This is a genomic window from Microbacterium sp. F51-2R, from assembly GCF_052180235.1.
GTDB lineage: Bacteria > Actinomycetota > Actinomycetes > Actinomycetales > Microbacteriaceae > Microbacterium.
In genome coordinates, this window is sequence record NZ_CP197470.1 from 866,533 (window position 1) to 891,660 (window position 25,128).

General features: G+C 66.1%; 22 protein-coding genes and 2 pseudogenes. 13 read left to right on the forward strand and 11 right to left on the reverse strand.

Annotation, left to right across the window (positions count from 1 at the left end):
• Positions 1–14: 14 nt before the first annotated feature.
• A complete protein-coding gene (locus ACSBPH_RS04095) occupies positions 15–716 on the reverse strand; it encodes a hypothetical protein (RefSeq protein ID WP_442576335.1) in 702 nt (233 codons plus the stop codon).
• 202 nt (positions 717–918) lie between these two features.
• Here ACSBPH_RS04095 and ACSBPH_RS04100 point away from each other — a divergent pair, with 202 nt between their 5' ends.
• The 5 genes and pseudogenes from ACSBPH_RS04100 to ACSBPH_RS04120 all read left to right on the forward strand — a co-directional run bounded on the left by ACSBPH_RS04100 (position 919) and on the right by ACSBPH_RS04120 (position 4,793).
• Complete coding sequence (locus ACSBPH_RS04100) at positions 919–1,668, forward strand: EI24 domain-containing protein (RefSeq protein WP_442576336.1); 750 nt, start codon at positions 919–921, stop codon at positions 1,666–1,668.
• Positions 1,669–1,677: 9 nt separating this feature from the next.
• A complete protein-coding gene (locus ACSBPH_RS04105; RefSeq protein WP_442576337.1) occupies positions 1,678–2,781 on the forward strand; it encodes a class I SAM-dependent methyltransferase in 1,104 nt (367 codons plus the stop codon).
• Positions 2,782–3,371: 590 nt separating this feature from the next.
• Positions 3,372–3,896: pseudogene (locus tag ACSBPH_RS04110) on the forward strand (SDR family NAD(P)-dependent oxidoreductase); the annotation flags it as partial.
• A gap of 92 nt (positions 3,897–3,988) precedes the next feature.
• The gene (locus ACSBPH_RS04115) at positions 3,989–4,114 is read left to right on the forward strand and encodes an SDR family oxidoreductase (RefSeq protein WP_442577239.1); all 126 of its coding nucleotides are present in this window, start codon (positions 3,989–3,991) and stop codon (positions 4,112–4,114) included.
• A gap of 145 nt (positions 4,115–4,259) precedes the next feature.
• The gene (locus ACSBPH_RS04120; protein ID WP_442576338.1) at positions 4,260–4,793 is read left to right on the forward strand and encodes a putative immunity protein; all 534 of its coding nucleotides are present in this window, start codon (positions 4,260–4,262) and stop codon (positions 4,791–4,793) included.
• A gap of 49 nt (positions 4,794–4,842) precedes the next feature.
• Here the strand turns inward: ACSBPH_RS04120 and ACSBPH_RS04125 are convergent, their stop codons facing one another.
• Entirely contained in the window at positions 4,843–5,709 is an 867-nt protein-coding gene (locus tag ACSBPH_RS04125) for a potassium channel family protein (RefSeq protein WP_442576339.1), read from the reverse strand.
• Between the two features lie 1,056 nt (positions 5,710–6,765).
• Between ACSBPH_RS04125 and ACSBPH_RS04130 the strand changes: the two genes are divergently transcribed.
• Together ACSBPH_RS04130 and ACSBPH_RS04135 are read left to right on the forward strand one after the other, a co-directional pair.
• On the forward strand, positions 6,766–7,734 hold the full coding sequence (locus ACSBPH_RS04130) for an AAA family ATPase (protein WP_442576340.1): 969 nt from the start codon (positions 6,766–6,768) through the stop codon (positions 7,732–7,734).
• Positions 7,727–10,285 (forward strand): S8 family peptidase, encoded by a 2,559-nt coding sequence (locus ACSBPH_RS04135; protein WP_442576341.1) that lies wholly within the window; start codon positions 7,727–7,729, stop codon positions 10,283–10,285. The genes ACSBPH_RS04130 and ACSBPH_RS04135 overlap by 8 nt, the downstream gene beginning before the upstream one ends.
• A gap of 686 nt (positions 10,286–10,971) precedes the next feature.
• On the opposite strand, the gene istB is transcribed toward ACSBPH_RS04135, so the two are convergent.
• Positions 10,972–11,772, reverse strand: coding sequence for an IS21-like element helper ATPase IstB (istB, locus tag ACSBPH_RS04140; RefSeq protein ID WP_442574842.1), 801 nt, complete (start codon positions 11,770–11,772; stop codon positions 10,972–10,974).
• On the reverse strand, positions 11,772–12,986 hold the full coding sequence (gene istA / locus ACSBPH_RS04145; RefSeq protein ID WP_442576342.1) for an IS21 family transposase: 1,215 nt from the start codon (positions 12,984–12,986) through the stop codon (positions 11,772–11,774). The genes istB and istA overlap by 1 nt, the downstream gene beginning before the upstream one ends.
• Positions 12,987–13,225: 239 nt before the next feature.
• On the opposite strand from istA, the gene ACSBPH_RS04150 reads away from it, so the two are divergent.
• Both ACSBPH_RS04150 and ACSBPH_RS04155 read left to right on the forward strand, forming a co-directional pair.
• Positions 13,226–13,477, forward strand: a complete 252-nt coding sequence (locus ACSBPH_RS04150; RefSeq protein WP_442576343.1) for a hypothetical protein — start codon at positions 13,226–13,228, stop codon at positions 13,475–13,477.
• Between the two features lie 248 nt (positions 13,478–13,725).
• Positions 13,726–14,688, forward strand: coding sequence for a DUF4429 domain-containing protein (locus ACSBPH_RS04155; RefSeq protein WP_442576344.1), 963 nt, complete (start codon positions 13,726–13,728; stop codon positions 14,686–14,688).
• Between the two features lie 143 nt (positions 14,689–14,831).
• Here ACSBPH_RS04155 and ACSBPH_RS04160 read toward each other — a convergent pair whose 3' ends face one another.
• Both ACSBPH_RS04160 and ACSBPH_RS04165 read right to left on the reverse strand, forming a co-directional pair.
• Positions 14,832–15,575, reverse strand: coding sequence for a G5 domain-containing protein (locus ACSBPH_RS04160; protein ID WP_442577240.1), 744 nt, complete (start codon positions 15,573–15,575; stop codon positions 14,832–14,834).
• A 162-nt stretch (positions 15,576–15,737) separates the two neighbouring features.
• Positions 15,738–15,800: pseudogene (locus ACSBPH_RS04165) on the reverse strand (DUF2510 domain-containing protein); the annotation flags it as partial.
• A 365-nt stretch (positions 15,801–16,165) separates the two neighbouring features.
• On the opposite strand from ACSBPH_RS04165, the gene ACSBPH_RS04170 reads away from it, so the two are divergent.
• The 3 genes from ACSBPH_RS04170 to ACSBPH_RS04180 all read left to right on the forward strand — a co-directional run bounded on the left by ACSBPH_RS04170 (position 16,166) and on the right by ACSBPH_RS04180 (position 17,839).
• Positions 16,166–16,357: a hypothetical protein gene (locus ACSBPH_RS04170; protein WP_442576345.1), complete on the forward strand. Its 192-nt coding sequence runs from the start codon at positions 16,166–16,168 to the stop codon at positions 16,355–16,357.
• Positions 16,358–16,490: 133 nt separating this feature from the next.
• The gene (locus ACSBPH_RS04175; RefSeq protein WP_442576346.1) at positions 16,491–17,021 is read left to right on the forward strand and encodes a hypothetical protein; all 531 of its coding nucleotides are present in this window, start codon (positions 16,491–16,493) and stop codon (positions 17,019–17,021) included.
• A gap of 482 nt (positions 17,022–17,503) precedes the next feature.
• Entirely contained in the window at positions 17,504–17,839 is a 336-nt protein-coding gene (locus ACSBPH_RS04180; protein ID WP_442576347.1) for a DUF7882 family protein, read from the forward strand.
• A gap of 39 nt (positions 17,840–17,878) precedes the next feature.
• Here the strand turns inward: ACSBPH_RS04180 and ACSBPH_RS04185 are convergent, their stop codons facing one another.
• Positions 17,879–18,226, reverse strand: a complete 348-nt coding sequence (locus ACSBPH_RS04185; protein ID WP_442577241.1) for a DUF7882 family protein — start codon at positions 18,224–18,226, stop codon at positions 17,879–17,881.
• 883 nt (positions 18,227–19,109) lie between these two features.
• On the opposite strand from ACSBPH_RS04185, the gene ACSBPH_RS04190 reads away from it, so the two are divergent.
• Complete coding sequence (locus tag ACSBPH_RS04190; protein WP_442576348.1) at positions 19,110–19,886, forward strand: alpha/beta fold hydrolase; 777 nt, start codon at positions 19,110–19,112, stop codon at positions 19,884–19,886.
• 77 nt (positions 19,887–19,963) lie between these two features.
• Here the strand turns inward: ACSBPH_RS04190 and ACSBPH_RS04195 are convergent, their stop codons facing one another.
• From ACSBPH_RS04195 to ACSBPH_RS04210, 4 genes are all read right to left on the reverse strand, one after another.
• On the reverse strand, positions 19,964–21,385 hold the full coding sequence (locus ACSBPH_RS04195) for an NAD(P)/FAD-dependent oxidoreductase (RefSeq protein ID WP_442576349.1): 1,422 nt from the start codon (positions 21,383–21,385) through the stop codon (positions 19,964–19,966).
• Between the two features lie 81 nt (positions 21,386–21,466).
• Positions 21,467–22,912, reverse strand: a complete 1,446-nt coding sequence (locus ACSBPH_RS04200) for a M28 family metallopeptidase (RefSeq protein WP_442576350.1) — start codon at positions 22,910–22,912, stop codon at positions 21,467–21,469.
• A gap of 39 nt (positions 22,913–22,951) precedes the next feature.
• Entirely contained in the window at positions 22,952–24,367 is a 1,416-nt protein-coding gene (locus ACSBPH_RS04205) for an amidase (protein ID WP_442576351.1), read from the reverse strand.
• A 142-nt stretch (positions 24,368–24,509) separates the two neighbouring features.
• The gene (locus ACSBPH_RS04210; RefSeq protein WP_442576352.1) at positions 24,510–25,112 is read right to left on the reverse strand and encodes a TetR/AcrR family transcriptional regulator; all 603 of its coding nucleotides are present in this window, start codon (positions 25,110–25,112) and stop codon (positions 24,510–24,512) included.
• Positions 25,113–25,128 lie beyond the last annotated feature (16 nt).

A 25,128-nucleotide genomic window follows, 5' to 3' on the forward strand; every position in this document is an offset into this window, starting at 1 on the left:
GAGGACAGATGGGTTCAGCCCTCGGGAGTCGGCTCGGGGCTCGGCGTCGGGCTCGTCGAGAGCACCCAGGCGCCGGCCGCGCACGAGTAGTACTGGGTCGGGACGCTCGCGGTGTCGATGTAGATGTCGCCGTCGGTCTGGCAGGTGTCGTCCTGCGGCTCGCCGCTGCCGAGCAGCACCTGCGTGCCGGGGGTCCCCGCCTCGCCCTGGGCGCCCTGCTCGCCCTGGGCGCCGGTCGCTCCCGTCTCTCCCTGGGCGCCGGTGAGGTTCTCGGCCGCCGACTGCTTGATGTTGCCCGCGAGCACCCATTGCCCGTCGCGGAAGACGTAGACGTCGGCGGTGGAGACGTCGATGTAGACGTCTCCTTGGTAACCCTTGCCCTCGGTCGGGGCTCCCTTGCCGGCGCGCACGGCGGAACCGGCCGGGAGCACATCCTTGATGATCTCCTCGACCTCAGCCGACGACTTCGGCGTCGGGACGGGGCTCTGCTCCACGGCCGCTGTCGCGGTCGGTGCGGGCGCGGCCTCTTGCGACCGGGCAAGCGACGAACCGAGGAAGGCGGCGAGGAACGACAGCACGACGACGGCGACACCGACGCCGATGAGGGCTCCCAGGCCCACGCCCGATCTCTTCGCGGGCTCGGGGGAGGACGGCGAGGACGGCGAGGTCGGCGAGGGCTTCGTGATGGGAGGAGTCGGCTGCGTGGGCTCACTCATGGCGGGTCTCTCCTTGGAGGGCGAGGGCGAGCCCGCCGTGGCGAGACTCAGGATTCGCGGATCAGCGTAGGGTCCGGCGTCGGGCGCGAGAAGCATCGGCACGGGGGCGTCACCCGGTGCGGATGAGAGCGCGCATACCCGATCGACGGCCTCCCGTCGAGTCCCGGATGCCGCGGCCGTCCGCGCTCGTAGGCTCGGGGCGATGCGAGAGTTCTTCCGTGGCATGGGCTTCCTCTTCCGGGGCTTCGGCTGGTGGCGTCGTCGCCCCGGCGCGATGGCGCTCGGTCTCGTGCCCGCGGCCATCGTCGCGGTCGTGCTCGGCGGCGCCCTGACCGCCCTCGGCTTCTTCCTCCCGCAGCTGACGACGGCGGCGACGCCGTTCGCCGAGGGGTGGGTGCCGTTCTGGCGGGATTTCCTCCGGTTCGGCTTCGGCGCCGCGGTGTTCGGCGGCGCCCTGTTCATCGCCATCGTCTCGTTCACGGCCTTGACGCTCGTCGTCGGCGAGCCGTTCTACGAGCGCATCTGGCGCACCGTGGAGCGCGATCTCGGCGGACCCGTGCCCGATGAGGGCTCCCCGTTCTGGCGATCGGTGGTCGACGGTGTCTCTCTGATCGGCCGCGGCATCCTGGTCGCCCTCCTCGCCGCGCTCGTCGGCTTCATCCCCGTCGTCGGGACCGTGCTCGGATTCATCACGGGCGTGCTGCTGACGGGCTGGCTCCTCGGCGACGAGCTGTCGTCGCGATCGTTCGCGGCGCGCGGCATGACCGCCGACGTCCGTCGCGGCCTCCTCCGCCGCCACCGCGGCCGCGCGCTCGGCTTCGGCGTCGCGACGCAGCTCTTCTTCCTCATCCCGTTCGGCGCCGTCGTCGTGATGCCCGCCGCCGTCGCGGGCTCGACCGCGCTGTCGAGGTCGATGCTCGAGGACGGGATCCCCCGGCGCGCCGGCGGCTAGCGTGGCGGGGTGGACTTCTCCTTCGACGCGCTGCGTCGCCGGCCCGATCTGGAAGGGCCGGATCTTCCGGCGACGGATGCCGCGGACCGCCTGATCCTCGACGAGTCGGCCGCCGCGCGAGCCGACGTGGCGGCGGGCGGGCTCGTCGTGATCGGCGACGGCTACGGAGCGCTGACCCTCGGCTCGTCGGCGGCGGGTGCGACGGGGATCCGCGTGCACCAGGACCCGCTCACGGGTGAGCAGGCCCTCGCCGCGAACGCCGAGGAGGCCGGTCTCCAGGGGACGTTCACCTCTCTGCCCCTCGAGGGCCCGCTGGCCGGGGATGCGCGGGTCGTGCTGGTGCGGCTGCCGCGGTCGCTCGACGCGCTCCGCGACATCGCGGGACTCATCGCCGCGCACGCGGCGCCCGACGTCGTCGTGTTCGCGGGCGGGCGGATCAAGCACATGACGCCGGCCATGAACGACGTGCTCCGCGAGTTCTTCGGCCGCGTCGACGTGACGCACGCGCGGCAGAAGTCGCGCGTGCTCGTCGCCCGAGGCCCGCACGACGGCCGGGATCCGTCGCCGACGCGGATGGTCCAGGACGGCCTCGTCGTGTGCGCCTACGGCGGAGCGTTCGCCGGGGCATCCGTCGACATCGGCACGCGCTTCCTCCTGGCGCACCTGCCCGAGCCGCGAGACGGCGAGGCGATCGACCTCGCGTGCGGCACCGGCGTCGTCGCGGCGGCGCTCGCGACGAGGCATCCGTCGCTCCGCGTGTATGCGTGCGATCAGTCGGCCGTCGCCGTCGCCTCGGCCCGTGCCACGGCCGCGGCGAACGGGGTCTCGGACCGGGTCGAGGTCGTCCGCGACGACATGCTGCGCTCGCGCGCCGACGCGAGCTCGTCGTTCATCGCGCTCAACCCGCCGTTCCACGTCGGCGCCGCCGTGACGGAGGCAATCGCGCCCCGGATGTTCGCCGAGGCCGCGCGCGTGCTGCGCCCCGGCGGCGAGCTGTGGACGGTGTGGAACTCGTCGCTCGGCTACCGTCCGGCGCTCGAGCGCCTCGTCGGCTCGACGCGTCAGGTCGCGCGCAACGCGAAGTTCACCGTCACGGTCTCGACGCGCCGCTGACCCGGACGCGCGACCGCCGAACCGGCCCTCCGCCGGCCCGCCGCCGCGCCGACCCCCGGCCGCACGTCCTCCCGGAAGCGAGTTGCCACTCGATGTGGCAACTCGGCGCCGAGTTGCGCGATCTTGTGGCAATTCGCGGGCCCGGCGCAGGCTCCCGGCCGAACCGGCCCGCCGCCCAACCCGGCCGCCTGCCGGCGCCGCCGCCCCGGCGCCGCCCCGGCTCGCCGCCGCCGAACCGGCCCGCCGCCGCGAGTTGCCACTCGATGTGGCAACTCGGCACCGAGTTGCGCGATCTTGTGGCAATTCGCGGGCCCGGCGCGCGCCGGGAGGCGTGTCAACCCGGGGCTCACGATTGCCGCGGCGCGCTAGCCTGAGCCTCGGTGCGCCTGTCATCCGCGCCGCCACCGCCACGACTCCTCCTCCGCCGCAGTGTGCCCTCCCACGAGGCCCACGTCCTGTGCTCCGGGGCCGAGTCGCCGGCATCGGGCTTCGCGCGTCGACTGGCGCGAGAGGAGGTCGGCGGGATGCTCGACCCGGAGAGCCCCTCCTCCGCGAAGGTCCGCGCGATCGAAGAATACGAGGCGTACGTCATGAATCAGTCCTTCGACCGGAAGATCGCCGTCGTCACGGGCGCCGCCAGCGGCATCGGATACGCGGTCGCTCAGCACCTGGCCGAGCGCGGCGCCCGGATCGTCGGCATCGACCTGAACGAACGTGTCGGCGAACTCATCGCGGAGCTTCCCGGGGCCGGCCACCTCGGCATCGTCAAGAACCTCACCGACCCGGCCGCAGCGGCCGAGGCGATCGCCGAGACCGTGGACACTGTCGGCATCCCGCAGATCCTCGTCAACTCCGCCGGGATCGCGTTGCTGGACCCCGCAGTGGATGTCACCCCCGACCGGTGGCAGCTGACTCTGGACGTCAATCTCAGCGGCACGTTCTACATGGCCCAGGCCGCCGGCCGGGTGATGCTCCAAGCGGGCTACGGGCGCATCATCAACCTCGCCTCGCAGGCCGCCGTCGTCGGCCTCGATCAGCACGCGGCATACTGCGCCAGCAAGGCCGCCGTCGTCGGGCTCACCCACGTCCTTTCGCTGGAGCGGGCACGCCATGGCGTGACCGTCAACGCCGTCTCGCCCACCGTCGTTGAGACCGCCTCGGCAAGGCCGCATGGGCCGGAGAGAAGGGCGAGAAGGCGAAAGCCGACATCCCGGTCGGACGATTCGCTCAGCGGGAAGAGGTCGCCGCACTCATCGCGTTCCTCGCGAGCGACGACGCCGCCATGATCACCGGCAGCAACTATCTCATCGACGGCGGCTTCACCACCGTCTGACCCCCACCGACTCGGGGCCCGGCTCGGGCTCGCGTGCCGCGACCTGGGGCCCGGGGTCGTCGGAGACCGCGCGTGACGGTGCCGTTCTCGCACGCGCTGCTCGGAGAGAGGGCCTCTCCGCCCGCGCCGTATGCGACCATCGCTTGTGATCTCACCCCAGTCCCTCAGCGAACAGGAGCGTCGCATCGTCGCAGCATGGGCCGCGGACTGCGCCGAACGCGTGTTGCCGCTGTTCGAGGCGGAGGCCCCCAGCGATGAACGTCCGCGAGACGCGATCGCCCGAGCGCGCGCCTACTCGCGCGGCGAGCTCGACACGGCGGATCAGATTCGCCGCCGGTTCATCGCGGGCCGGGCCGCGGCATCCGTGACGTCCGCTGCCGCGGTCGCAGCCGCTCGGTCCGCCGCGCAGGCCTCCGGTGTCGGGCATATGGGGGCGCACGCTCTCGGCGCTGCCGCGTATGCGGTGAGGGCGGTGAGCATCAGCGATCCGACGCGCGTCGACGCCGAACTCGACTGGCAGCTCGAGCACATGTCGGCCGAAGTGCGCGATGCACTCCGGCTCCTTCCACCCGTGGGAGAAGACTCCGCAGGACCCTTCGCTGCTGGCGGGCTGTTGGCGCGAGGTGTTCTGGGCTCGACGATCCGGATGCTTCAGAGCGGGCTGTCGACGGGGCGCTGACGGCGCGCCGCGTCGCTCCCCGAAGCGGCGCAGGAGACGTCCCCGTTGCTCAGGACGTCAGGTCGTGGCCATGGCTCTCGGCGACCGCGCGCAGCACGTCGTCGGTCGATTCACCGGACACGTACGGGTATTGGTCGGTGAGCACGCGCGCGAGTTCGTCCATCGCCTTCTCCAGGAGTGTGCCCGCCGATCGGACATCGGGGTCCCCCGAGCTGAGGGCGGCGTTGCGGAGCTCCATCGCGTAACCGATCGCGCGAGCCGCCGCCAAGCGCTCGTCCCTCTCGGTGAAGTAGAAGATCTCGGTGTTCTGGACGAGGTCGGCGGTGAGCTCCGCAAGAGCGTGTGCGACGGATGTGATGAGGGATGTCGCATGCCCCGGCGTGATCGTCGACGGGAGCGCTGCCAGCCCGGACTCGTGCAGACCTGTCAGCTCGATGGCCACCGACCGCCGCCGGGCGAGCGCGGGATACAGCTGCAGGAACCACGAGACCGACGCCGACAGCAGGGCGAAGCCCATGAGCGCCTCGAGCGGTGACACGGCGCGGATCACGGGATCGGTCGGCACCACGTCGCCGAGTCCGAGGGTTGTCAGCGCCACCATCGAATAGGTGAGCGACTCGACGAACGGGTTGTACTGGGCGGTGTCCACGCTGTGAGCGAAGCCGTCGCGGATGTGAGGCAGATAGACCAGCGCCCACCCGACCGCGATGAGGATGATCCACATCGCGATGGTGGCGAGGACCGTGAGCGGTCCTCCCACGGTCAGTCGGCGGCCGCGGCGCGACAGCGACCAGGTCGCACGGAAGAAGATCGTGGTCAGTCGACCCGTCGACGCCGGACGGAGGAGCGTATGGAAGACGTCATTCAGCGCGACCGCAATGAAGGCGATGCCGACGACGATGCTGACCGCGCTCATGACGCACAGTATGCGCCCGATTCACCGCACCCTGCCGGGATCTCCGCGGCGGACGCGCGCAGCACCGCGTGCCGTCACATCTTCTCGCCGTTCTCAGGTGCGAGAGATCGACCTCGCTCCGTCCGCAGGAAGGCAGAAAAGAGGCCCGGATGCGCGTGATCGTGCAGGTCCGGGCCTCTCAGCCGTCGCAATCGCGCGAGGCGGTATCGGGGCTCCTAGAAGTCCCAGTTCTCGCCGACTGAGCCGTTTGGCTCGGAATCTCGCGGGTTCTGCAGCGCGGTTCTCAACTCGTGCCACCTGCGTGCCACTCCGCGCGGACCTCGTCACAGGATGTCAACGGCCGTCTGAAGTGACACTGGTCTAAGGCTAATCGAGGACGGGACTCGCAACCAGATCCGCGACTCACCGCCGCGCGAATAGCGCACCCTCATCGGGCTGATCATCGCGCCGGGTATACGGGCACTCTGGTCTCGTGCGCCGCCGGACAGATTGAGGCAAGCGGGTTCAGGACGGTACGAACGGTGGGCCACCGATCCGCGTGCCCTGTCGCTGAGAGCTGCGGGCCGAAAGCGGCGCCAAGGATTCGCGGAAATTCCCACGCCTCAGATCGTGCGCGCGGCGTGTCACGCCTGCGCGGTCGTCACCCAGGGAGCGACGCTCGCACGCAGCGACTTCCCCCACCGATACGAAACGTACGCGCCGGCCAGCAACCACAACACCCGCGAACCACAGGAAGCGAGTGGCAGTCGAAACGGCCTGGGATGTTCAGTGGCTCCTGCGCGCGTCGATCCCGTGACCTCACGAGACCCAGTTGTGTTCGCGAGGTCGATGGATACCCGCCAGGGCTCGTTTGCCGTGTAATCTGCCGAAATCGTGCTCCTTGATGATGGCTGGTACTTGGTGGCAACGGAGTTCCCGGCCCCAGACCGGGGCGGCCGCCATTGATCCGTCCGACCGGACCAGGAGTACTCAGGGCTACCGGGGTCCAGGTGTCGGACCTCTACGATATGAACAAGTGACATCCTGTCCGTAACGGGATCTGGGAGGGGAGCGGTCATGGCCGCGCGCGGCGAACACATTACTGCGATGGTGCGTAGCCACGCCGCTGGTGATGACGCTGCGTTCTACTCGGTCGCGCTCCAGGTCGCAGCTCGTGAAGCCCGAAGTGGGCACCACGCACTCGCGGAGGACATCAAAAAGACGGTCGATGCGTCGCGCAACGTGTCGCCGCGTAGCAATGTCACGAGGCTTACGCCGCCACAAGGCGACCTTGCGGGCTTGGTCGAAGCCACCGCACCGTCGGTGGGGCTACGAGACCTGGTGTTGCCGGCGGAGCTGACCACCCAGATCAAGCACGTAATCTCAGAGCAGCGTCAGCGCAAGATACTGCTTGATCATGGGTTCGCGCCCGCACATCGTCTCCTGCTCGAGGGTCCTCCGGGAACAGGAAAGACGATGACAGCAAGCGTCCTGGCCACAGAGCTGTCTCTGCCGATGTTCACGATCCGCCTCGACGCTCTGCTCAGCAAGTTCATGGGCGAGACTGCGGGCAAGCTCCGAACAGTGTTCGATGCCGTGGCGGAGAGACGCGGGGTCTATCTCTTCGACGAGTTCGACGCGCTTGGGGCCGATCGCAGCGGAAACGACGTCGGCGAGGCCAAGCGAATCCTGAACTCTTTCCTGGTCTTCCTCGAACAGGCAAGCCCGGAATCTATTGTCATTGCTGCGACGAACCATCGAGCAATGCTGGACCGGGCATTGTTCCGCCGATTCGATGCGGTGCTTACATATCAGCTCCCCGACGCTCGGCAAGCAGTGTCGGTCATCCGGGCTCGTCTCGGGTCACTCGGGGCTGGGTTGAGCTTGGCGGGGCTCGCAGAACTCACCCATGGCCTGAGTCATGCCGATCTCGTCAAAGCGTCCGAGAGTGCTGCCAAGCGGGCACTTATGCAGGGCGCGACCGCGGTAGGCCGCGATGACGTCATCGGTGCGTTGGTAGCGCGACGACAGGCGACTGTTGGCTGATGATTTGAGGCATCTCGATCATCTGTTCATCATCGAGCGAGCCGCAAGCGAACAATTCTCCCGGGGCGGCCAGGGCAACGCGAAGGTTAGGCCCGTCGAGCGTCGAGCTCATGGCCTCCTCCTTCGCGGGCAACTGCAGAAGGCGTTCTCTGAAGCGGACGTCGAGCGCCGCGAGGTCAGCGTAAGCGCTGACGAGTTGGAGGCGCTCGGGACGGTCATCGTTCTCGTCGGGGCCGATGCCACCTACCCGCTCAAAGTGGAGTCGCTGGACCACCTAACGTCGCACACTAGATCTCCCAAGCGGCCGATGTGGCTTCTGCTCTCCGTACAGCCCCCGACCGATGATGAGCCTGAACGGGCGACCATCTGGGTGGCTGACGCATACCGTGACAGATTCCTTCAGCTCTTCGAGGACTATCTGGCCAAGACTTCAACCAAGGCGGCCAGAGCGAAGTGGACGACCCCCGAGGGAAATCCGGCGAACCAGTCACTTGTCGCTAACATCGCTCGCATCCGGCAGGCCGTGCTTCGGGACCTGTGGACCTCCGAAGGTGATCCCCCCGCGTCTGGCCGCCACTGGTGGGAGCTCTGGCTGGGGAACGCTGAGGGCGGCAGGGAAGCGCTGGACGCCTACGTGGAGGTCTACGGCCTGCGCACTGCCCTCCGCTCGATCACGTTCCGCGACCGCCTCGTCGTCTGGGTCGAGGCTACCTGGGACCAGCTGCAGGGTCTGCCGTTCACGAAGGTGCCAATAGCTGAAGTACGGAAGCCGGAATTCATCGATTCGATTGAAGATCTGTCGCCGAACGAGCAAGACGAGTATGTCGAAGACCTTGCGGACAGGATTGTCGCTGCGGGGCCAGATGCGCCGGCCGTGACCCACCTCGACACGGGCGTTTTTCAGGCGCACGTATTGCTTCGTGATTCGCTGAATCCAAGCGACATTCACACAGTCATCGGCACCTCGGGCCACGATGTCGCTGGACACGGCACAACGATGGCGGGCCTCGCACTGTTCGGCAATCTTGATCCGTTGCTCACATCGCAGGAACAGATTCACTTGGAACACCGCCTCGAGTCTGTCCGGATGAAGCCGGCAAAGGGCGAGCCCCTGATCGAGCCCGTCAACTTCGGGACTGCGACCGTGGATGCCGTTGCGCTTCCCGAGATCGCGGTAACTCGACGACGTGTCTTCTGCTTACCGTTGAGTGCCGAACCCGACAGACCGGGAGAGCCGACACTTTGGTCAGCTACAGTCGACGCCTTGGCCGCCGGAAGCGAAATCGTTCGGAACGGGGATGAGCTGCGGCTCTTGTCTGCGCCCGACCTTGAAGCGGCTCGCCTGATCGTTGTCGCCGCGGGCAACGTGAACAGCTACCAGCTGGACCATCGGGCCGAGTCGGACCTTTCCGCAATTGAGGATCCTGGCCAGGCGTGGAATGCCCTCACGGTTTCGGCCTACACCGACCTGGATGGTCAGCCGTCGGATGTCGTCTACCAAGATTGGGCTCCACTGGCAGCTCGCGGTGAGCTATCGCCTCACAGCCGTACCTCTGTGATGTTCTCGACGCGGAAGTGGCCAGTGAAGCCGGACATCTGCATGGAGGGCGGGAACGTCCTCAGCGATGGTGGAAGCGGCTTTGAGGACAAGCATCCGTTGCTCTCCCTGCGCTCGACAGGTACGAGTAGCGACCGCGCTCTTGCGTCTGCGAACGCCACGAGTGCGGCATCAGCGCAGGCAGCCCGACTGGCCGCTCGGACGATGGCGCGCTATCCGAGCTACTGGCCAGAGACCGTCCGCGGCCTCCTGACTCATTCCGCCGAGTGGACGCCATCCATGTGGGACGAGCTCCAGGCGGAACATGGAAAGACAGCTCGACTGTCTCTGCTTCGGAGGTATGGGTGGGGTGTTCCGACTGACGAGAGCGTCCTCTACTCGTCGTCGCAAGCAGTGACCCTGGTGAGCCAAGACGAGTTCGTGCCCTTCGACGGCGCCGAGTATCGAATGCGTCACTTTCGACTTCACAGTCTGCCGTGGCCGCGTGCCGCCTTGGAGGAGCTGGGGGCGGAAGACGTGCGTCTGCGTGTGACTCTGTCGTACTTCGTCGAGCCCTCAGCGTCGCGGAGAGGTTGGCGTCGCCGCTACTCCTACGCATCTCATGCTCTGCGGTTTGATCTTCAAGCACCTTTGGAGACGCAACAGGAGTTTGTGAATCGCGTCAATCGCGATGCACAGCGGGACGAGGACAGCGAGGGTTCCAGCTCGTCCAGCTCCGCCTCCGAGCGCTGGCTCATCGGTCCAAACCAGCGCAACCTTGGCTCCCTTCATCAGGATGAGTGGACAGGTAGTGGCCAGGAACTCGCTGCGTCCAATTCAATCGCCGTCTATCCCGTTGGTGGCTGGTGGAAGAACAACGGACGGGCCGATCGCACCTCACTGCCGGTGCGGTACGCGCTCCTGATTTCCCTCAGGACTCGACGACAAGACATCGACCTCTATACGCCGATCGCCAATGAGATCCGCGTTCCTGTCGCCATCACTGCCGAATGACTGGGGACTAACGCGTCGAGGACCGGACGCACCGGCGTGCCCTCCAAGAACGAGCACCGGCGGAGGCCGGTCTTGAACGAGTGAAGAAGGTGCTCACGGCTCGGCCGCCTTAAGTACGAGCGCATTGAATGCGCACTGAGATGTCGTGGGCAGCCGGGCGGGCCGACAGCTCGATCGCTCGGTGTTTGGAAAGCAATCAAAGACGCACGCTGACGTCCAACGGCGTGCGATTCCCGCTGAGGGATGGCCTCCGGACGCGGGGCGTACAGGGATCGCAGCCGATCGCGCTAGGAGTCGGTACTCACGGTGCCTCGATCGGGCACTGCGCGCAGATGGATCCAGATCAATCGCGGCCGGTTGCGCTCGGAAACCTTCTCCCCACAACAATGCCCGGCTCCAGTGGCCCCCTCTGGAAGTGCTTGTTCGGCGATCGAGGCAAGGCCATGTACTGGGGCACTGCCCGGAGAACTAGCGTCGATCACGCACCATGCGACTCTCGCCGGGAGCCGTTTGGCAAGCTGATCTTCACCACGCGCGCGCGTTTCACGTTTGGACATCCGTGCCAAAACGGCTACGCGCGTGCCGTCGGGCTCAGAGGGCGTCGCGCTTCAAGACCTACGCGGGTGTGGGCGACGCTTGAGAACTGGTCGTTTCCGACGTTTGAAAAGTGATCAGTTGCGGGCAGTTTAGCCAGGCGTTTCGTCGGTTGTGGTGCGGATGCTGGGGAGGCTGTCGATGCCCCTGCCGCGGAGCCGGTAGCTGGCTCCCTTGAGGGTGAGAACGTCGGCGTGGTGGACGATTCGGTCGATCATCGCGGCGGCGACGGCCTGGTCCCCGAACACCCCGCCCCAGCCGGAGAACGGCAGGTTCGAGGTGAGGATCAGCGAGGCGTGCTCGTATCGGCTGGAGACGAGTTGAAAGAAGAGGTTCGCAGCGTCTTGCTCGAACGGCAGGTAGCCGACCTCGTCGACGATGATCAGCCCGTAGCGGCGCAGCCGCGCGAGCTCGCGGGGCAGGTTCCCCTGCCGGTGCGCGTCGGTGAGCCTGGTCACCCAGTCGGTCGCGGTCGCGAACAGAACCCGGTGTCCGTGGCGTGCGGCGACGATCCCGAGTGCCGTGGCTAGGTGGGTTTTGCCGGTTCCGGGCGGGCCGAGCAGCACAACGTTCTGCGCCTCGAGGAGGAATCCGCCGGAGGCCAGAGCTGCGATCTGCTGCCGGGCGGAAGGCTGCGCGTCCCAGTCGAAGTCCTCCAGCGTCTTCCGCCCGGGAAACCCGGCCGCTTTGATCCGCAACTCCGCGCCCGACGCGTTCCGCGCGGAGACCTCGCGTTCGAGGACCGCAGCGAGGTAGTCCTCGAACGACCAGCCGGCGTCCCTGGCCTGATCGGCCATCCGGCTGGCGGCTTCGGTGATGCGTGGGGCCTTCAGCGCGCCGGCGAGGTAGGTGATCTGCTTCACCGACTCGGTGGTGCCCTTCGCGACGGCCATCAGCGGAGGCCTCCGTCGATGAGCCCGAACGCGCGGTCGTAGTCCGCGAGATCCCGGGTCAGATCGTTCCCGGCAGACGCGACGGCGCGAGGCTGTTGGAACTGCTTGCGCAGCCGCGCGGCGGTCTCAACATGGGTGGGGTCGGTGACCGTGGTGCCACGCGCCCAGACCCGGGCGTGGTCGGCGACGATCCGCCCGTCCGCACGGACCCTCACTTGCTCGAGATCAGCGAAGACGTCGACTATCCGTCCGATCACGGTCGGGTCGACGGAGTAATCGTTGGTGTCGAGGCGGACGTAGTAGTCCCGGCCCAGCCGGATGCTGTTGCGCCAACCCAGATGCAGCGGGATCGGCGGCAACGGCAGCATCGCGGCGCGATCCGCCTCCAGCCGGTCCACCGGCGCAGCACCGGTCGTGCGCACCACCCGCCGGTTCGCCGGGTCCAGCCAGTCGGCGAACTGGAGGGTGAAGTCCTCCGGTGATGCGAACGACCGACCCGGCATGAACGATGTCTCGAACCAGCCGTTGCGGCGTTCCACGACCCCTTTGGACTCGGGGTCCCGGGGCGGCAGCAACACCAGTTTCGTAGCCAGCGTGCCCATGAACGCTCCCACGCCCTGCGCGGGGCGATGCCCCCGCCCGATCCCGGCTTCGTTGTCCCAGATCAGCCGCCGCGGCACCCGCCCCAGCTGCTGGATCAGTTCCCAGGAGGCCAGCAGCAGATCCTCCGTCGTCCGGGTAGGGATCATCCGCGCGACCATGAACCTGGAGTACGCCGCCGTGATCACCAGCACCGGCAGCAGCTTGCTCGTACCGTCCTCAAGCGGGATCTTCCTGGGCGGGAACCACAAGTCGCACTGCGCGGCATCGCCTGGATCCCATGTCAGCCGATCCGCCGGGTCGATTGGCCGGAACTGCGGCCGCAGCCGCCTCACGTTCTCCCGGAACCACGTGATCGACCCCGACCAGCCCACCCGCTCCGCGAGCACCGTCGCCGGCATATCGGGCGTCTCGGCCAGCAACGCCCGCACCCGCGGCTCGAACGCCACGAACGACGAGCCCGTCGGCGCCCGCTCATACCGCGGCGGCGACTCCGACCGCACCGCCTTCAATACCGTCGTCCGAGAGATCCCTAGCCGCTCCGCGATACGCGCCTTCGGCACGCCCTCCGCAGTCAGCCTCCGAATCAGCGCCCAGTCCTCCAAGGTGATCACTCTCCAATCGTGATGAGTGACCACTTTTCACCGTCGAAACTGACCAGTTTTCAGCCGCCGTCGACAGCGGGTGGTGCAACCTCGGAGGGCGATTGCTGTGCCGGAACGTGCGCCGGCCAGCGTCCTGAGGCTGTTGACTCGATTCTGTTTGTCGACGATTGGGACTGTGCCGCCATGAGCGCCGTCCCCGCGTCGCGGTCCGATATGCTCACCTGCACCACTGGGGCGAGGGGGAGAGCGTGAGCAAGGACGTGTTCCGAAACGTGTACGGCAAGGGCAGGCACGACGGGATCCAGATTGGGCGTGCTCAGCTTGCTCAGGAGATCGCGACCGCGATTTCGGAGGCGCAGGCACGCCAACGGGCGGAGGGCCGGCTCCGGCTGGCCACTGTCGCCGTGACCACCATGGTCCAGATCTGCCTGGAAACCGCGAAGGTGCGCAGGGAGGCGAGGCGCGTCGCCGCCGAGGCCGAAGCGCCCACCGCCTCTTAGCGACGCCGCTCCTACGCGCGCCGGGGCGTGGGTCGCACCGGTCGCCCGCGGCAGCGGTTGGCGCTTTCGCATTCCAGCCATCGCTGCACATCGTGCGACGCGGCAACGTGGTCGGCGAACTGCGCTAGCTCAGGGTTCGGTTCCGTCGTCTGATCTTCGAGGTATGGAGCCAATCCTTCTCGCGAGACTAGCCAAGCAGATTCGAAGGTTCAGCGCCGCCGAGGCCAACTCTCGGGAATGATGAGTCCGTGGATTGCAAGGGCTACAACGGGGCCATCACCGTAGACAGTGACGCGCTGACGATCGTTCACTCCGGAATCGTGGCAAAGAGCGGCGGCCTCGTGACCGACCAGCCTCGACGCATCCCTTTGCAGGCGATCTCGAGTGTCGTGCTGAAGGACGCGACTCGACTGGTCAACGGGTGGATCACTCTCGGTGTCGGTGGTGCTGACGCTGAGGCCCTTGGTGCCTCTCAGGCGCCGTCGGATCCGAACTCCGTCATGTTCCGATTCAAGGACCGCGAGGCGTTCGGCGAGCTGCGCGACCGACTAGCTGCGGCGATCGATACGAACCGGGCGGCAGGTATTGACCCCTCGACGGTCGAGGCCGGTCCAGCGGCTCCCTCGCGCTTGAACCGGATGGACGCTCGCAACGAGGAGCGCAATACGGCGGCAGTTACAGCCATTCTGGGCTCGGGCAGCCGACCCGACATCGAAGCTGCGGCTGCGCGGATGACCTGGCGGTTCGGAGGAAAGCGAGAGCTTAAGAACCTCGCGAGCCACCTTCACGACGGCGAAACGGTCCGTATCATCGCCCAGGGCTCCTACGAAGGCAACCAGGGCATCGTCGCGTTGACCGACGCGCGGCTCCTGTTCCTGTTCCATGGCATCGTTGGCCGCGCAAAGGAGGACTTCCCGCTGCGGCTGATCTCCTCTGTCCAGACCAAGTCTGGCTTCGGCGCAGGCGAGCTGAAGATCTTCGTCTCCGGCAACAACGCCGTGATCTCGGGCGTGATCACGTCCGATCTCGACCCACTCGCTGACGCAGTGCGGGCGGAGCTTGCCGCGCAGCACTCTGTCGTGAAGAGCACCGCACCGTCGACGCCCGACCCGTTCGAAGCAATGCAGAAGCTGGCTGCCCTGCGCGACGCCGGGATCTTGTCCGACGAGGAGTTCGAAGTCAAGAAGAAGGATCTGCTCGACCGGATGTGATTGCGTTCGAAGTAGCCGGGTACGGGGCAGGCCCGACGGTCCCCTCAGCGGACATTCGTTTGGTCGCCGCGTCATTGATGCCCGCTCAGGGGTGGTGAACGAGCGCTCGGATCAGTCCTGACTCAGGCGATCAGCCTTGCGGTTTACCACGGTTCGCAGGCGTATCCGTCGCCATCGCGATCGAGCTCGTAGATGTCGACGCCGACAACTTTGGCGACGCCATCGAAGTAGGCGGGACCATTCCCGCTTCCGCCGGCGCAGTCGACGTCACTTGCGACGGGGACGCATGCGTCTACGTAGTTCGAGTCACATCCAGACGGGGCGGCGGGCGGGGGTGGCGGTGCCACGTAGGTGCCCACACTGGTCACTTCCGTGACCGGCGGAACAGTAACCACGTCGCTCACTAGTTCGCGGGCGATCTCCTTTCCGTCCACGAGGGTCACCTTGTAGGTGAGCGTTCGCTGCCCAGGCTGCCCCGCGGTGGTCACCCGTGACTGCCCGGCAGGCATTGCACCATCTTCGACGGTCGCCGTTTCGTACGCGACCGCCTCCGTCACCACGTCTTCGGCGACAGTAGTGACGGGCGTGGGTGTCGGGGTGGGGGTCGGTGTGGCCGTCTTGGTGGGCTTGCTCGAGGATGCACTCACTTCGGATGTGTCGTCGACCTGCTCGACTCCCGCATCGCCGAAGTGCGCCGCATCAGCTTGCGTGCGTGACCCCATGGAGGAGCTGGCCGCGCTGATACCGCCAGTGACGAGGAAGGCAGCCGCCGCGACCGCGGTGACAGTCGCCGCAGCCTTGCGTGACTTCAGCCGCAACCACGTTGGTGTGCCCTTGACCAACGCGACGACGCCCGTGATCAGAACCGCCAACGCAGCGACAGCCACGATGGGAGAGAGCAGCAACAGCGGGATCAGCGCAACAATCCCGATGAGGACCCATCCCCACGCCGGGATGCGACGCTTCCTCGTAGCGGGTGGCGGGGCGGTTAGCGGCAACGTCCACCGGGCCCCGTCTCGCTGCACGTGGGCTGTCCACTGGCCTCCGTCCCACCACCGTTGAAGCGTGCTATCGGTCGGATCCGGATACCACCCCGGCTGCATTGCCATCATCCCTACCCCCACGGTTGCTCCGACCGTAATGGCCCGCCGCACATTCGCCAAGCGTCAACCAAGTCGCTCAGCACTATATGGATGCGCGCGTCTGATTCATGACGTGGCACAACGGCGAGCGCTACGTCCTGAACGCCGGGCCACATACCACGACCGTGTCAGCCATGATCCGTCGCGCGAGCAATGCCCGATTAGGGATCGTCGCCGCCCGGATCCGTGACACGCTTCCGCCGAGCAAACGGCGTCGGGGCGGTGCTGTCGACAGGCGGCTATGACGCCGACGGACGAGCCGAGGACGTTGAGGCTTCTGGCGCATATTCGCGGAGGACGACCGCCGGCTTTTCATAGTCGACTAGGGTGCCCTCATGACCGGACTCGATGATCTCGTCGCCCCCTATGAGATACGCACGACGCGCGACGCGCAGAACGTCCTCACCCTAATCCTTGAGGAGGCCGAGAAGATCGATCAGATGACAGGCCTGGATGACGCAAAGGTGGCGGCCCGCGACATTGCCCGCGAGTTGAATCGGTTGCGTAGCGCGTTGAACGACTTCTAGGACTAACTGCCGACCCTTCGAACTCCCCGCGCGCACGGCCCGTATAAGATCCAGCCGGGCGGGCGAAGCTGTTGGCCGCTGCGCTTCGGCGCGGGATACGTGGACTCCAGCGGTGGATCCCTAGGCTCAGCGCGTGACCGAGCCCTCGCTTGACCCGACGCTGCTTGCGCTCTTGTCCATATTCGGAGGCGCCGCACTAACCATCATCGCCGGCTTCGTCGGGGCTTGGATTCAGAGCCGACGTGAGCACCAGAAGTGGCTCAGAGAGCAGCGCTATCTCGCCTATCTGGACTACATAAAAAAGAAGGACAAGTACGACCGGGCGGCGGGTCGGATCGAACACACCGAGGGTGTCTTCGAGCAGGCGTCCCGTGGATTGCCCCCAGGCTTCGCGAGCGACGACGAAATACTCGCCGCAATTCAAGACCTCGCCGAAGTTGGCGAGGGCCCGGAAGAAGTGAGGGCGCGCATTCGCGCGCAGCGAGCAGAGTTCGAGGCTCTCTACGCCGACATGTACGAAGCCGTGGCCGCCTTCTCGCTACTAGGTCCACAGTCTGTGGTCGAGGCGGGCCGAGAACTCACGCGGGCGGACGCTAGCGATCGCTCTTCCAAGTTGAACGCACTGGAGACCGCCATGCGTGATGCTCTCGCGATCTCGATGTGAGTGCAGCGGCGACAGGACGTGCGGAACAGTTCATTGCACCACGGCAGGAGAGTCCAGCGAGCGAACTAGGCACGCGTCGGTCCCGTTTGCGCACTATGCACGCATGAGGATCCCGACCCGGACACTAGTCGCTCGCGCGAGATGGTCTCGAAGCGCGGCCAACTATAGGTGACCACGCACGAGCGAGCGACCGTGCGCGGCCGCTCGCAGTTGGAGGACGCCCGCCTGCTCTTCCTCACCAAGACGAGAGGAACAGCCCGCCTCAGTCGCCGTCACGTTCCGCTGCGGGGTCACGTTGCTTCAACGAGGCTGTCGGGAAGCGGGGATGCGGTAGCGCTTCCGTGGGGCAGCGAGGATCGTGAGAGTGAGAAGCGGCTGCCGGGGTCGCGGAGAGGATCTTCGGACGTCACCGGTTCGGGACCTGCCCCCCGCCTCGCACCGGGTCGCGTCACAGTGGCGGGGAGGCCCAGAGGAGCCCTGGTGTGGGGAAGTTCACCTACGAGAACTCGATCCGCGTCGAGTTCGAGGACCGTCTGCTGTATCACCTACGGATGGTGATCGGCAGCAAGCTGCGGAGAGGCGAGTCGTTCTACTTCAGCTGGAAAGACGACATCGGTGTCGGGGATGGCCGCACGACCGTCTGGATGCACGCACAGTGTGCCCTGTCGTTCAAGTACTACGGCAGCCGCATGCCGCAGCTGAATCGGCATTGGCTGGAGGCCCTCATCCACACCGCCAACCAGCAGAGCGGCCTGTATGTCGTTCCCGAGCCGACCGACGACCTCAGCGACGATCACCCAGCCGCCGCGGTGAAATGAGGGGCTGTGCGAGGTGGGGAGCTTCGGCTCAGTGCGCTCTCAGTTTGCCGTGACCTCGACCGCTTGCGGCGCCGGGTCCGGCGTCTGGTCGTCGAGGTGCTCGGCGGCCAGAGCGATCCCGCCGGAGGAGTTCGCGGAGGTAGCGAGGTTCTCGATCCACTCCCGGCTGAGCGGGGGCGGCTCTGGGTCGTCGAAGACGAAACCGAGCGGGATGGACGGGTGAACCCAGATCGTGCTCTTCCCTTGTCGCTCGTCGTCGTGCGTCCAGGTGACGGTGAAACTCTCCCCGCGGCGGAGCTTTGTCGCGATGACGACCTTCAGGTGCGCGAGCGAGCGGTCCTCGATGTGAATCGGCGTCGCCGATCCCCCGTAATACAGAGTGCCCACGACTGAACTGTAGATCGCCCGCCAGGAACCCATGCGCTTTGTTGAGCGGATAGAGTTCTCGTGGCCACTTGTCGTTCTCTGTGTTCCCCTCCCGAGGCCTGTGGACACTGACCGGAAGCTCCTGATTGCGGCAGCGCTCGACGGCGTGGTCGGTGTCGAGCGGCTGTGGCCGTGAAACACCACGCCTCTCCGAGGCGTTGAGCTCTCTCGTACCCAGCTGATCGCTTTGTCCCTTCTCACCGCGCAGAGCCGGATGGCCTGCCTGTGGGCGGCCTCGCGCGAGCCCTCGCTCTCACGCCTGGCGCGGCCACTCAGCTCGCCGGCGGACTCACCGCGCTGGGCCCCGTCCATTCCATGCGGTATCCGACGGTTGCTGGGGTCCGGCTCCTCCGTCTCACGTGTGCGGTTCGTCGACCAGATCGGCCACTCGGAGGACGCCGGGATCAGGCGCATGGAAAATCTCTTCGCGGACCTCGCGGATGCTGAACTGCGCAGGCCCGGTGAGCTGCTGAACATGGTCACCACCGACCCGGACAAGCTCCGGTCTTCCTCCGCTGACCGAACGGGGAGTGGGGCAACCTCATCAGCCGGGGGTGAGCAGCCCAGCTGGAAGCGGCGCGTCGGGCGCGATCGTTCTGGAGGACAAGGACGAAGGGAACGGATTGGCGGGGCGCGCACGTCGGTGGCCGATGCCGAAAGGGATGGAGCCGACGCGGCGAGCTTCCCTGATCGCCGCTGTTTGCCACACTCCCACAAGACCGAATTGCAGTTGCTACGCCGCGCAGGGGGCGTGTCGGTGGTTCCACGGGGGTTTGCAACGACTCAGGACGCCCGCTACTGTCTGAGATGCTGTTATCCGCATGGATAGCGGGCAGGAGGGACGATGGCAATTACGGCGTGCGATGAGAAGATGTTCTTTGCGGCCAGCGACGGAGTGCGGCTCCGATATTCGGTGATCAGTGGCCGCGGGTTGCCGATCATCCTCCATCATGGGTTCGCCAGCTCTGCGCGAGAGGAATGGGTAGACCGCGGCATTGTCGACGCGCTTGCCGTGCTAGGTCGACCGATCGTCCTCTTCGACGCGCGAGGGCACGGCGACTCGGATGCCCCACACGAGTCGTCGGCTTACGGCGAGCGGCGGCTCGCGCTGGACGTGACGGAACTTGCGGCGGAGGTAGGCGACCAGGTCGATGTCGTCGCGTACTCAATGGGTTCCGTCGCGAGCCTGCTCGCGGCGTCGACATCCACGGGGCTGATCAGGCGCATCGCGGTCGGCGGAGTCGGCTCAGGGATTGTCCAGGTCGGCGGTCTCGACTCGCGAGTACTGAACCCCAAGCTACTTGCCGCGGCCTTCTCCTCGAGCGTCTCCGACGAGCAAGCCCCCGATCTAGCCGCGTGGCGGGATGCTGCAACGGCTCGCGGCGCCGACGTTCTCGCTCTTGCGGCACTAGCAGATTCGCTCCTTATCGATGGAATCGATCTGACCGCGATCACACAGGAGGTGCTGGTGTACGCCGGTCTTAGCGACTTCCTCGCCGACCAGCCTGAGATTCTTTGTCGCGCGCTCGCGCACTCAAGTTTGCTGATCGTGCCCGGCGACCACGATTCTACTTTGCACAGCCGCATGGTCACCCGCGCCATCGTCGAGTTCTTGAGATGATTACCACCAGAATCCTGGGCGCGAACGGTTCGCGTTCGTAGCATATGCCTTCTCGCCTGCTGCGAGGGCTCGCGCGGTTAGGAGTCGAAGCCCACTCCGAGCAGACCTGCAGCGCGCAGCAGGATTCCGTCCCGGCCGCCTCTGGCATCGGAGGCCGCGACGGCGCGCCGCATCATCTGAATCAGGGGATACGCAAGCGGTTCGGGCGGGATGGGGACAGGCAGCCGACGAGACATACGCAATTCCGTGCGGACTGTCCTCTTTCCATCCAGGAAGTCCAGCATTGTCTCAGCTCCGAAGCGAGTCGCTGCGACGCCTAATCCCGTGTAGCCGGCACTGAAGGCGACTTTTCTGTCTCGGGTTGCGCCGTGGAACGCAACCAGCTGGGTGGACATGTCGATCATGCCGCCCCACCTGTGGGAGAAGGGCGTGCCGGCAAGTTGCGGGAATGTCAGGTTGAAGTGGTCTGCGAGCCGCTCGAAGGACTCGTCGCGCTGGTCGTGTTCGGCCTTTACTCGGCGGCCGCGATGATAGATCGCGTCATATCCGCCGAACAGAATTCGGTTGTCACTTGACTTGCGGTAGTAGTGGAACTCACGCCCGGAATCCGTGATGCCGTGCCTGCCAGTCCAACCTATGCTGTCCAGCTGAGCTTGGCTCAGCGGCTCAGTCATCAGGACGTAGTCATAGATGGGAACGGTGAATAGCCGCAGTCGCTGCAACAGGGAAGGGAATCCGTTGGTCGCGAGGATGACCCGGCTTGCGTGGACGGAGCCGTGGGGCGTGCGGACCGAGCGTCCCGAGGCGCTCCTGGCCATGCCCGTCGCGGGGGTGCCCTCGTGTATCTCGACACCGAGTTGCTCTGCGGCGGTCGCCAACCCCCATGCCAGCTTGGCGGGGTGGACGAAGGCATTGCCGTGCCGCTCGAGAACGCCTGCTCGATACAGAGGCGAGGCGCCGTATCGGGCGAGCGCCACGCCGGAGAGCACGGCGTCGCCGTGCTTGGCACGCATGTCATCAACTTGGTGTGGCTCGGTCGCAACACTGAGGGTGGGTTCCAGCTCCAGTTCCGCGTCAATGCCGTAGCGAGAGATCGTCGCGACGAAGTTTGCGAAGTTGTCGTCAGCCAGCTCGTGGAGCGTCGTCATCTCGTCCGCGAAGTGGAAGTCGCCGTTGTCGGGTCCGTGTGTGAGGCTGGCCTCGACGAACCCTCCGTTACGGCCGCTGGCGGCCCAACCGATCCGCTCTGCCTCGAGTAGCACCACACGGCGACCGGGGTTGCGTTCTTTGGCCAAGAGCGCGGCCCACAGTCCGCAGTACCCGCCTCCTACGACGAGCAGATCCGTTTCGACGGATTCATGCAGTGGCGTGCGCGGGGACGGCCGTAACGGATCGTCCGTCCAGAAGGGTTCTCGCTTGGCGTCGCGCAAGGCGGCCGAGATCAGGCTGCGATCGGTTCGCAGCTCGTGACTGTAGGCGGTCTTCGGTGCAAAGGTCAAAGTGTCGCCTCCTGGCGAAGTATCCGTCCGCCAATGCGCTGATCGGGGGGTGTCTTAGGAATCGGCATTCACTCGCGGCTGCTAGAGCCGGCGCGCAGCCTCGATGGCGATCTCGGCAAACGCCATCCCGACAGGTCGCAGCTGATCGGCGGGCACTCTGTCGATGGTGTCCGAGGGATGAAAGAGGTACATCTGCCCGCATACGAGGCTGACGACCGGAATCCCGGCCTCCGCGAAGTAGTACGCATCCGAGATGACCTCATCGGGCCGGAACTCATACGGTCCGTCGTAGCCGGGGTCGGGAGCCGCGACGGGCGCGAAGATTGTGCGGCCGAGGTGGTGGGCGGCGAACGTGTTCTTGACGACGGAGAGAAGACCGGTCTCATCCGAGACGTAGACGATTCGAGGTTCGACGTGGCCTGTCTCGATCGCGTTGTTCTCCTCATCAAGCTCGACCTCTTTGCCGACGTGCTCGATGCAGAGGTCAAGGACGATGCGGTGCTTCGCCGCGTCGCGCTCTTCCAGGAAGGCGGCATGTCCGACGTAGTCAGTGAAGTGCGTATCGGTGGCTGCAAACATCATCGTTTTGGGTCGCTGCTCCGACGGGAGGGTTGCGAAGTACTCGGCCAGGGCGAGCACTTCGGCTACTCCCGATGCGTCCTGCACGGCGCCCGCAAACACCGCGTCGTGGTGGGAGTGCACCATGATTATGTCCGAGGACTGTCCCGACAGGATGCCGTGGACGTTCAGGGCGTCCTTCAATTCGTACTCGACGTCCAGGCAGAGATCTCCCACCGTGGGCCGCGACGCTTGCTCGACGGCCTCAGCGATGATGCGACCGTCGGCCCGGGATACCCATAACCCGGGAATGGTCATGGCTTCAACGCCGAGCACCGCACCGTTTTCGGTGTAGTCCTCGTTGTAGTTGTAGCAGTCCATGTAGTTCTGGAGAGCACCGATGAAGCCGGCCGCTCCTCGCTGCTGAGCGTAGAAGTAGTTGTTCGGCCAATTGTTCGGTGAGTAGATGTCGTACTTGCGGCGGGGTTCGTGAAGGGTGTCTTCGGGGTCGTAGACCTCGGCGCGCGGGTTGCCTTCCAGAAAGGCAGTGGCCGACGACGGAAGGAACTCGATGTCGCAGACCACGATCTTGCCGGCGACGTCTACGCGGTCGAAGTCGTGCTCCCATCCGTGGCCGAGGTACACGACCTCAGCCTCGACCCGATGGGCGAAGCGTCCCAGCTTTTCACGGCGGCCGGTGCCGTTGATCCAAAAGACCTCAGCGGCGGCGGTATCGATCCGGAAGTGCTGCTGATGAACTGTTGGACAGGGTGTGGGGGCGGTTTCGATGCGTACGGGGTCGAGCCCGGCGCCGCGGAACGCGTTCGCGATGTACTCCGCGGACGCGCGGCCCTGCGGCGTCCCGGTCCTGCGGTGACCGAGCGACGCAAGGTCGTCGATCCACCCGAGAATGCGGTCAGTCGAGGGGAAAGTAGTGAGGTCCGCGCGCGTGACGTCGGAGGTGAGCAAGGGCAGTGCGACCTTTCGTATTAGCGGGCAGGATCGGCTTCAGAATCGGCTGGGATGAAGGGTGTGCCAGACGGTGGATTGCTCGTAGCGAGCGGCGGCGTATATCGCGCGTCCGTCCTCGAACTGAGGCGCTATGACTTGGAGGCCGACGGGAAGCCCGGCAGGCGTCAAACCGCAAGGTACGGAGATCGCCGGGACACCCGCATGTGAGGGTGGCTCGGTGAGCCTGTGCAGGTATGTCCCGGGGTTGGCGATCGCCTGGCCCGCGATCAGGTCGAGACCGCCGATGTCGCCGCGGTGAGGAAAGGCCGGAATCGGCGTGGTCGGGGTAACCAGGACGTCGAACCGATCGAAGGCGGCGACGTATGCGTTGTAGATGCGAGTCCTCTCCGCGCGGAGGGCATCGCTCACCTGGAGCGGTGGGAGCCTCCGCGCCTGCTCGGCGACATGAAGGATCGAGGGCCACACATCCTGGCCGGCCTCAGTCATCTCTGCAGCAGCGGCCGCGAACTCGGCACCCCAGTATGCGAGAAAGAATTCATGGGGGTCGGGCAGATCCATCTCGATGAACTCGACGGAGGCGCCCAGATCCTGGAGCACCCGCAGCGCCACTTCGAACGCGGCGGCTACGTCGGGGTCGATCGGGCCATGCTGAGGATTCGCAGTGGCGGCGATCCGCCAGCCGGCCAAGTCGCCGTCGCGGCGAGCGGAATCGGCGAAGACCTCACCCGTCGATGGAATAGAGTAGCGATCGCGAATGTGTCGTCCGGCGGTGACATCGAGCATGATGGCCGCGTCAAGGACGGTGCGGCCGATCGGTCCCTCCGTGGTGTCCGGGTCCGTGTTATCGGCGTGTGGGATGCGCCCGACAGTCGGCTTGATTCCGACGACGCCGCACAAGGCCGATGGAACCCGGATCGATCCGCCGCCGTCCGATCCCCATGCCAGCGGGACGATTCCAGCCGCAACGCCCGCGGCGGCCCCACCGCTCGATCCGCCGGATGCGTGACCTGCTGCCCACGGAGTGGACGTCGTGCCCGTCAGCCGGCTTTCCGTGACACCCAGCAGCCCAAATTCCGGAGTAGTCGTCTTCCCGATGAGGATGGCGCCGGACGCCTTGAGCCGTTCCCAGGCCAATGCGTCCGTGTCGGGGACGTGGTTCGCGAATTGCACAGATCCGTAGGTAGTGCGCACCCCTGCGGTGTCGACCAGATCCTTCACCGTCACCGGGATCCCGAACAGAGCCGGGAGTTCATCGCCGCAACGAAAGCGATCTGCGGCGGACTGAGCTTGGACACGGGCAAGCTCGGCGGTGACGGTGACCATCGAGTTGACGACGTCGTCCACCTCCGCGATCCGCTGAAGAGACGCCTCCACGACCTCCACTGGCGACAGCTCGCCAGTCCGGTACAACTGGGCCAGCTCGTCCGCTGTCCGCCACACGATGTCGGTCATCGTCGTCTCCTGTCACTGCGCGGCTACGGCGGTGTCCATCTGCCAGCCGTGGTCCCCGCTCCATCATTTCCCTGCCGAGGTCTTGTGTAAAGACCTTTTCATAAAAAATGTTTCGGCGGAAGTCGTTTGGGTAACTGCGCTGTTACGCGATGCCGCTAGGGCTCGGCGCATCGAGCAGCCTGAGCTGGTGAAGGCAGGCCTCGACGACGCCCCACTGCTTGGCTGCAGGCCAGTTCTCGGCGTGCTCGACTACATTCAGGGCCAAACCGCTGGTCACGACACGGAGGAAGTCGATCGTGTCTTCCATGCGCGCCGTAGGGACGGCATCGGTCAGCGCAGTGCGGAGCAATGCGCGCATGCGTAGATCGACGGCTTCGAAGAAGCGGGCGATCGCCGGTTCGACGTCCTTGTGGACGAGCAGCGCGATGCGGACCTTCTCATCCCTCACCGATTCCGCGTCGGGCAGCACGAACCACTGCAGCGCGTGAATGACTTTCGCGTCCGTGGTCTCGAGCGCTTCGATCTCGGAAACGACCACGTCGGTCTCCAAGGCCATCTTTTCGAGGATGCCGTCGATCAGTGCCGGCCGGTCGCGGTAGTAGTGGGTGACGAGCCGCATCGATCCGCCCAGTTCCTTGGCCAGGTTCGACAGCGTCAGTTTAACGAAACCGCCCTCACTGAGAATCTTCATGGCGGCATCGATGATTTCGGCAGATCTTTCGGCCGCGTCCACGACTTTCGGCATCTTGCGGTCCCCTGTT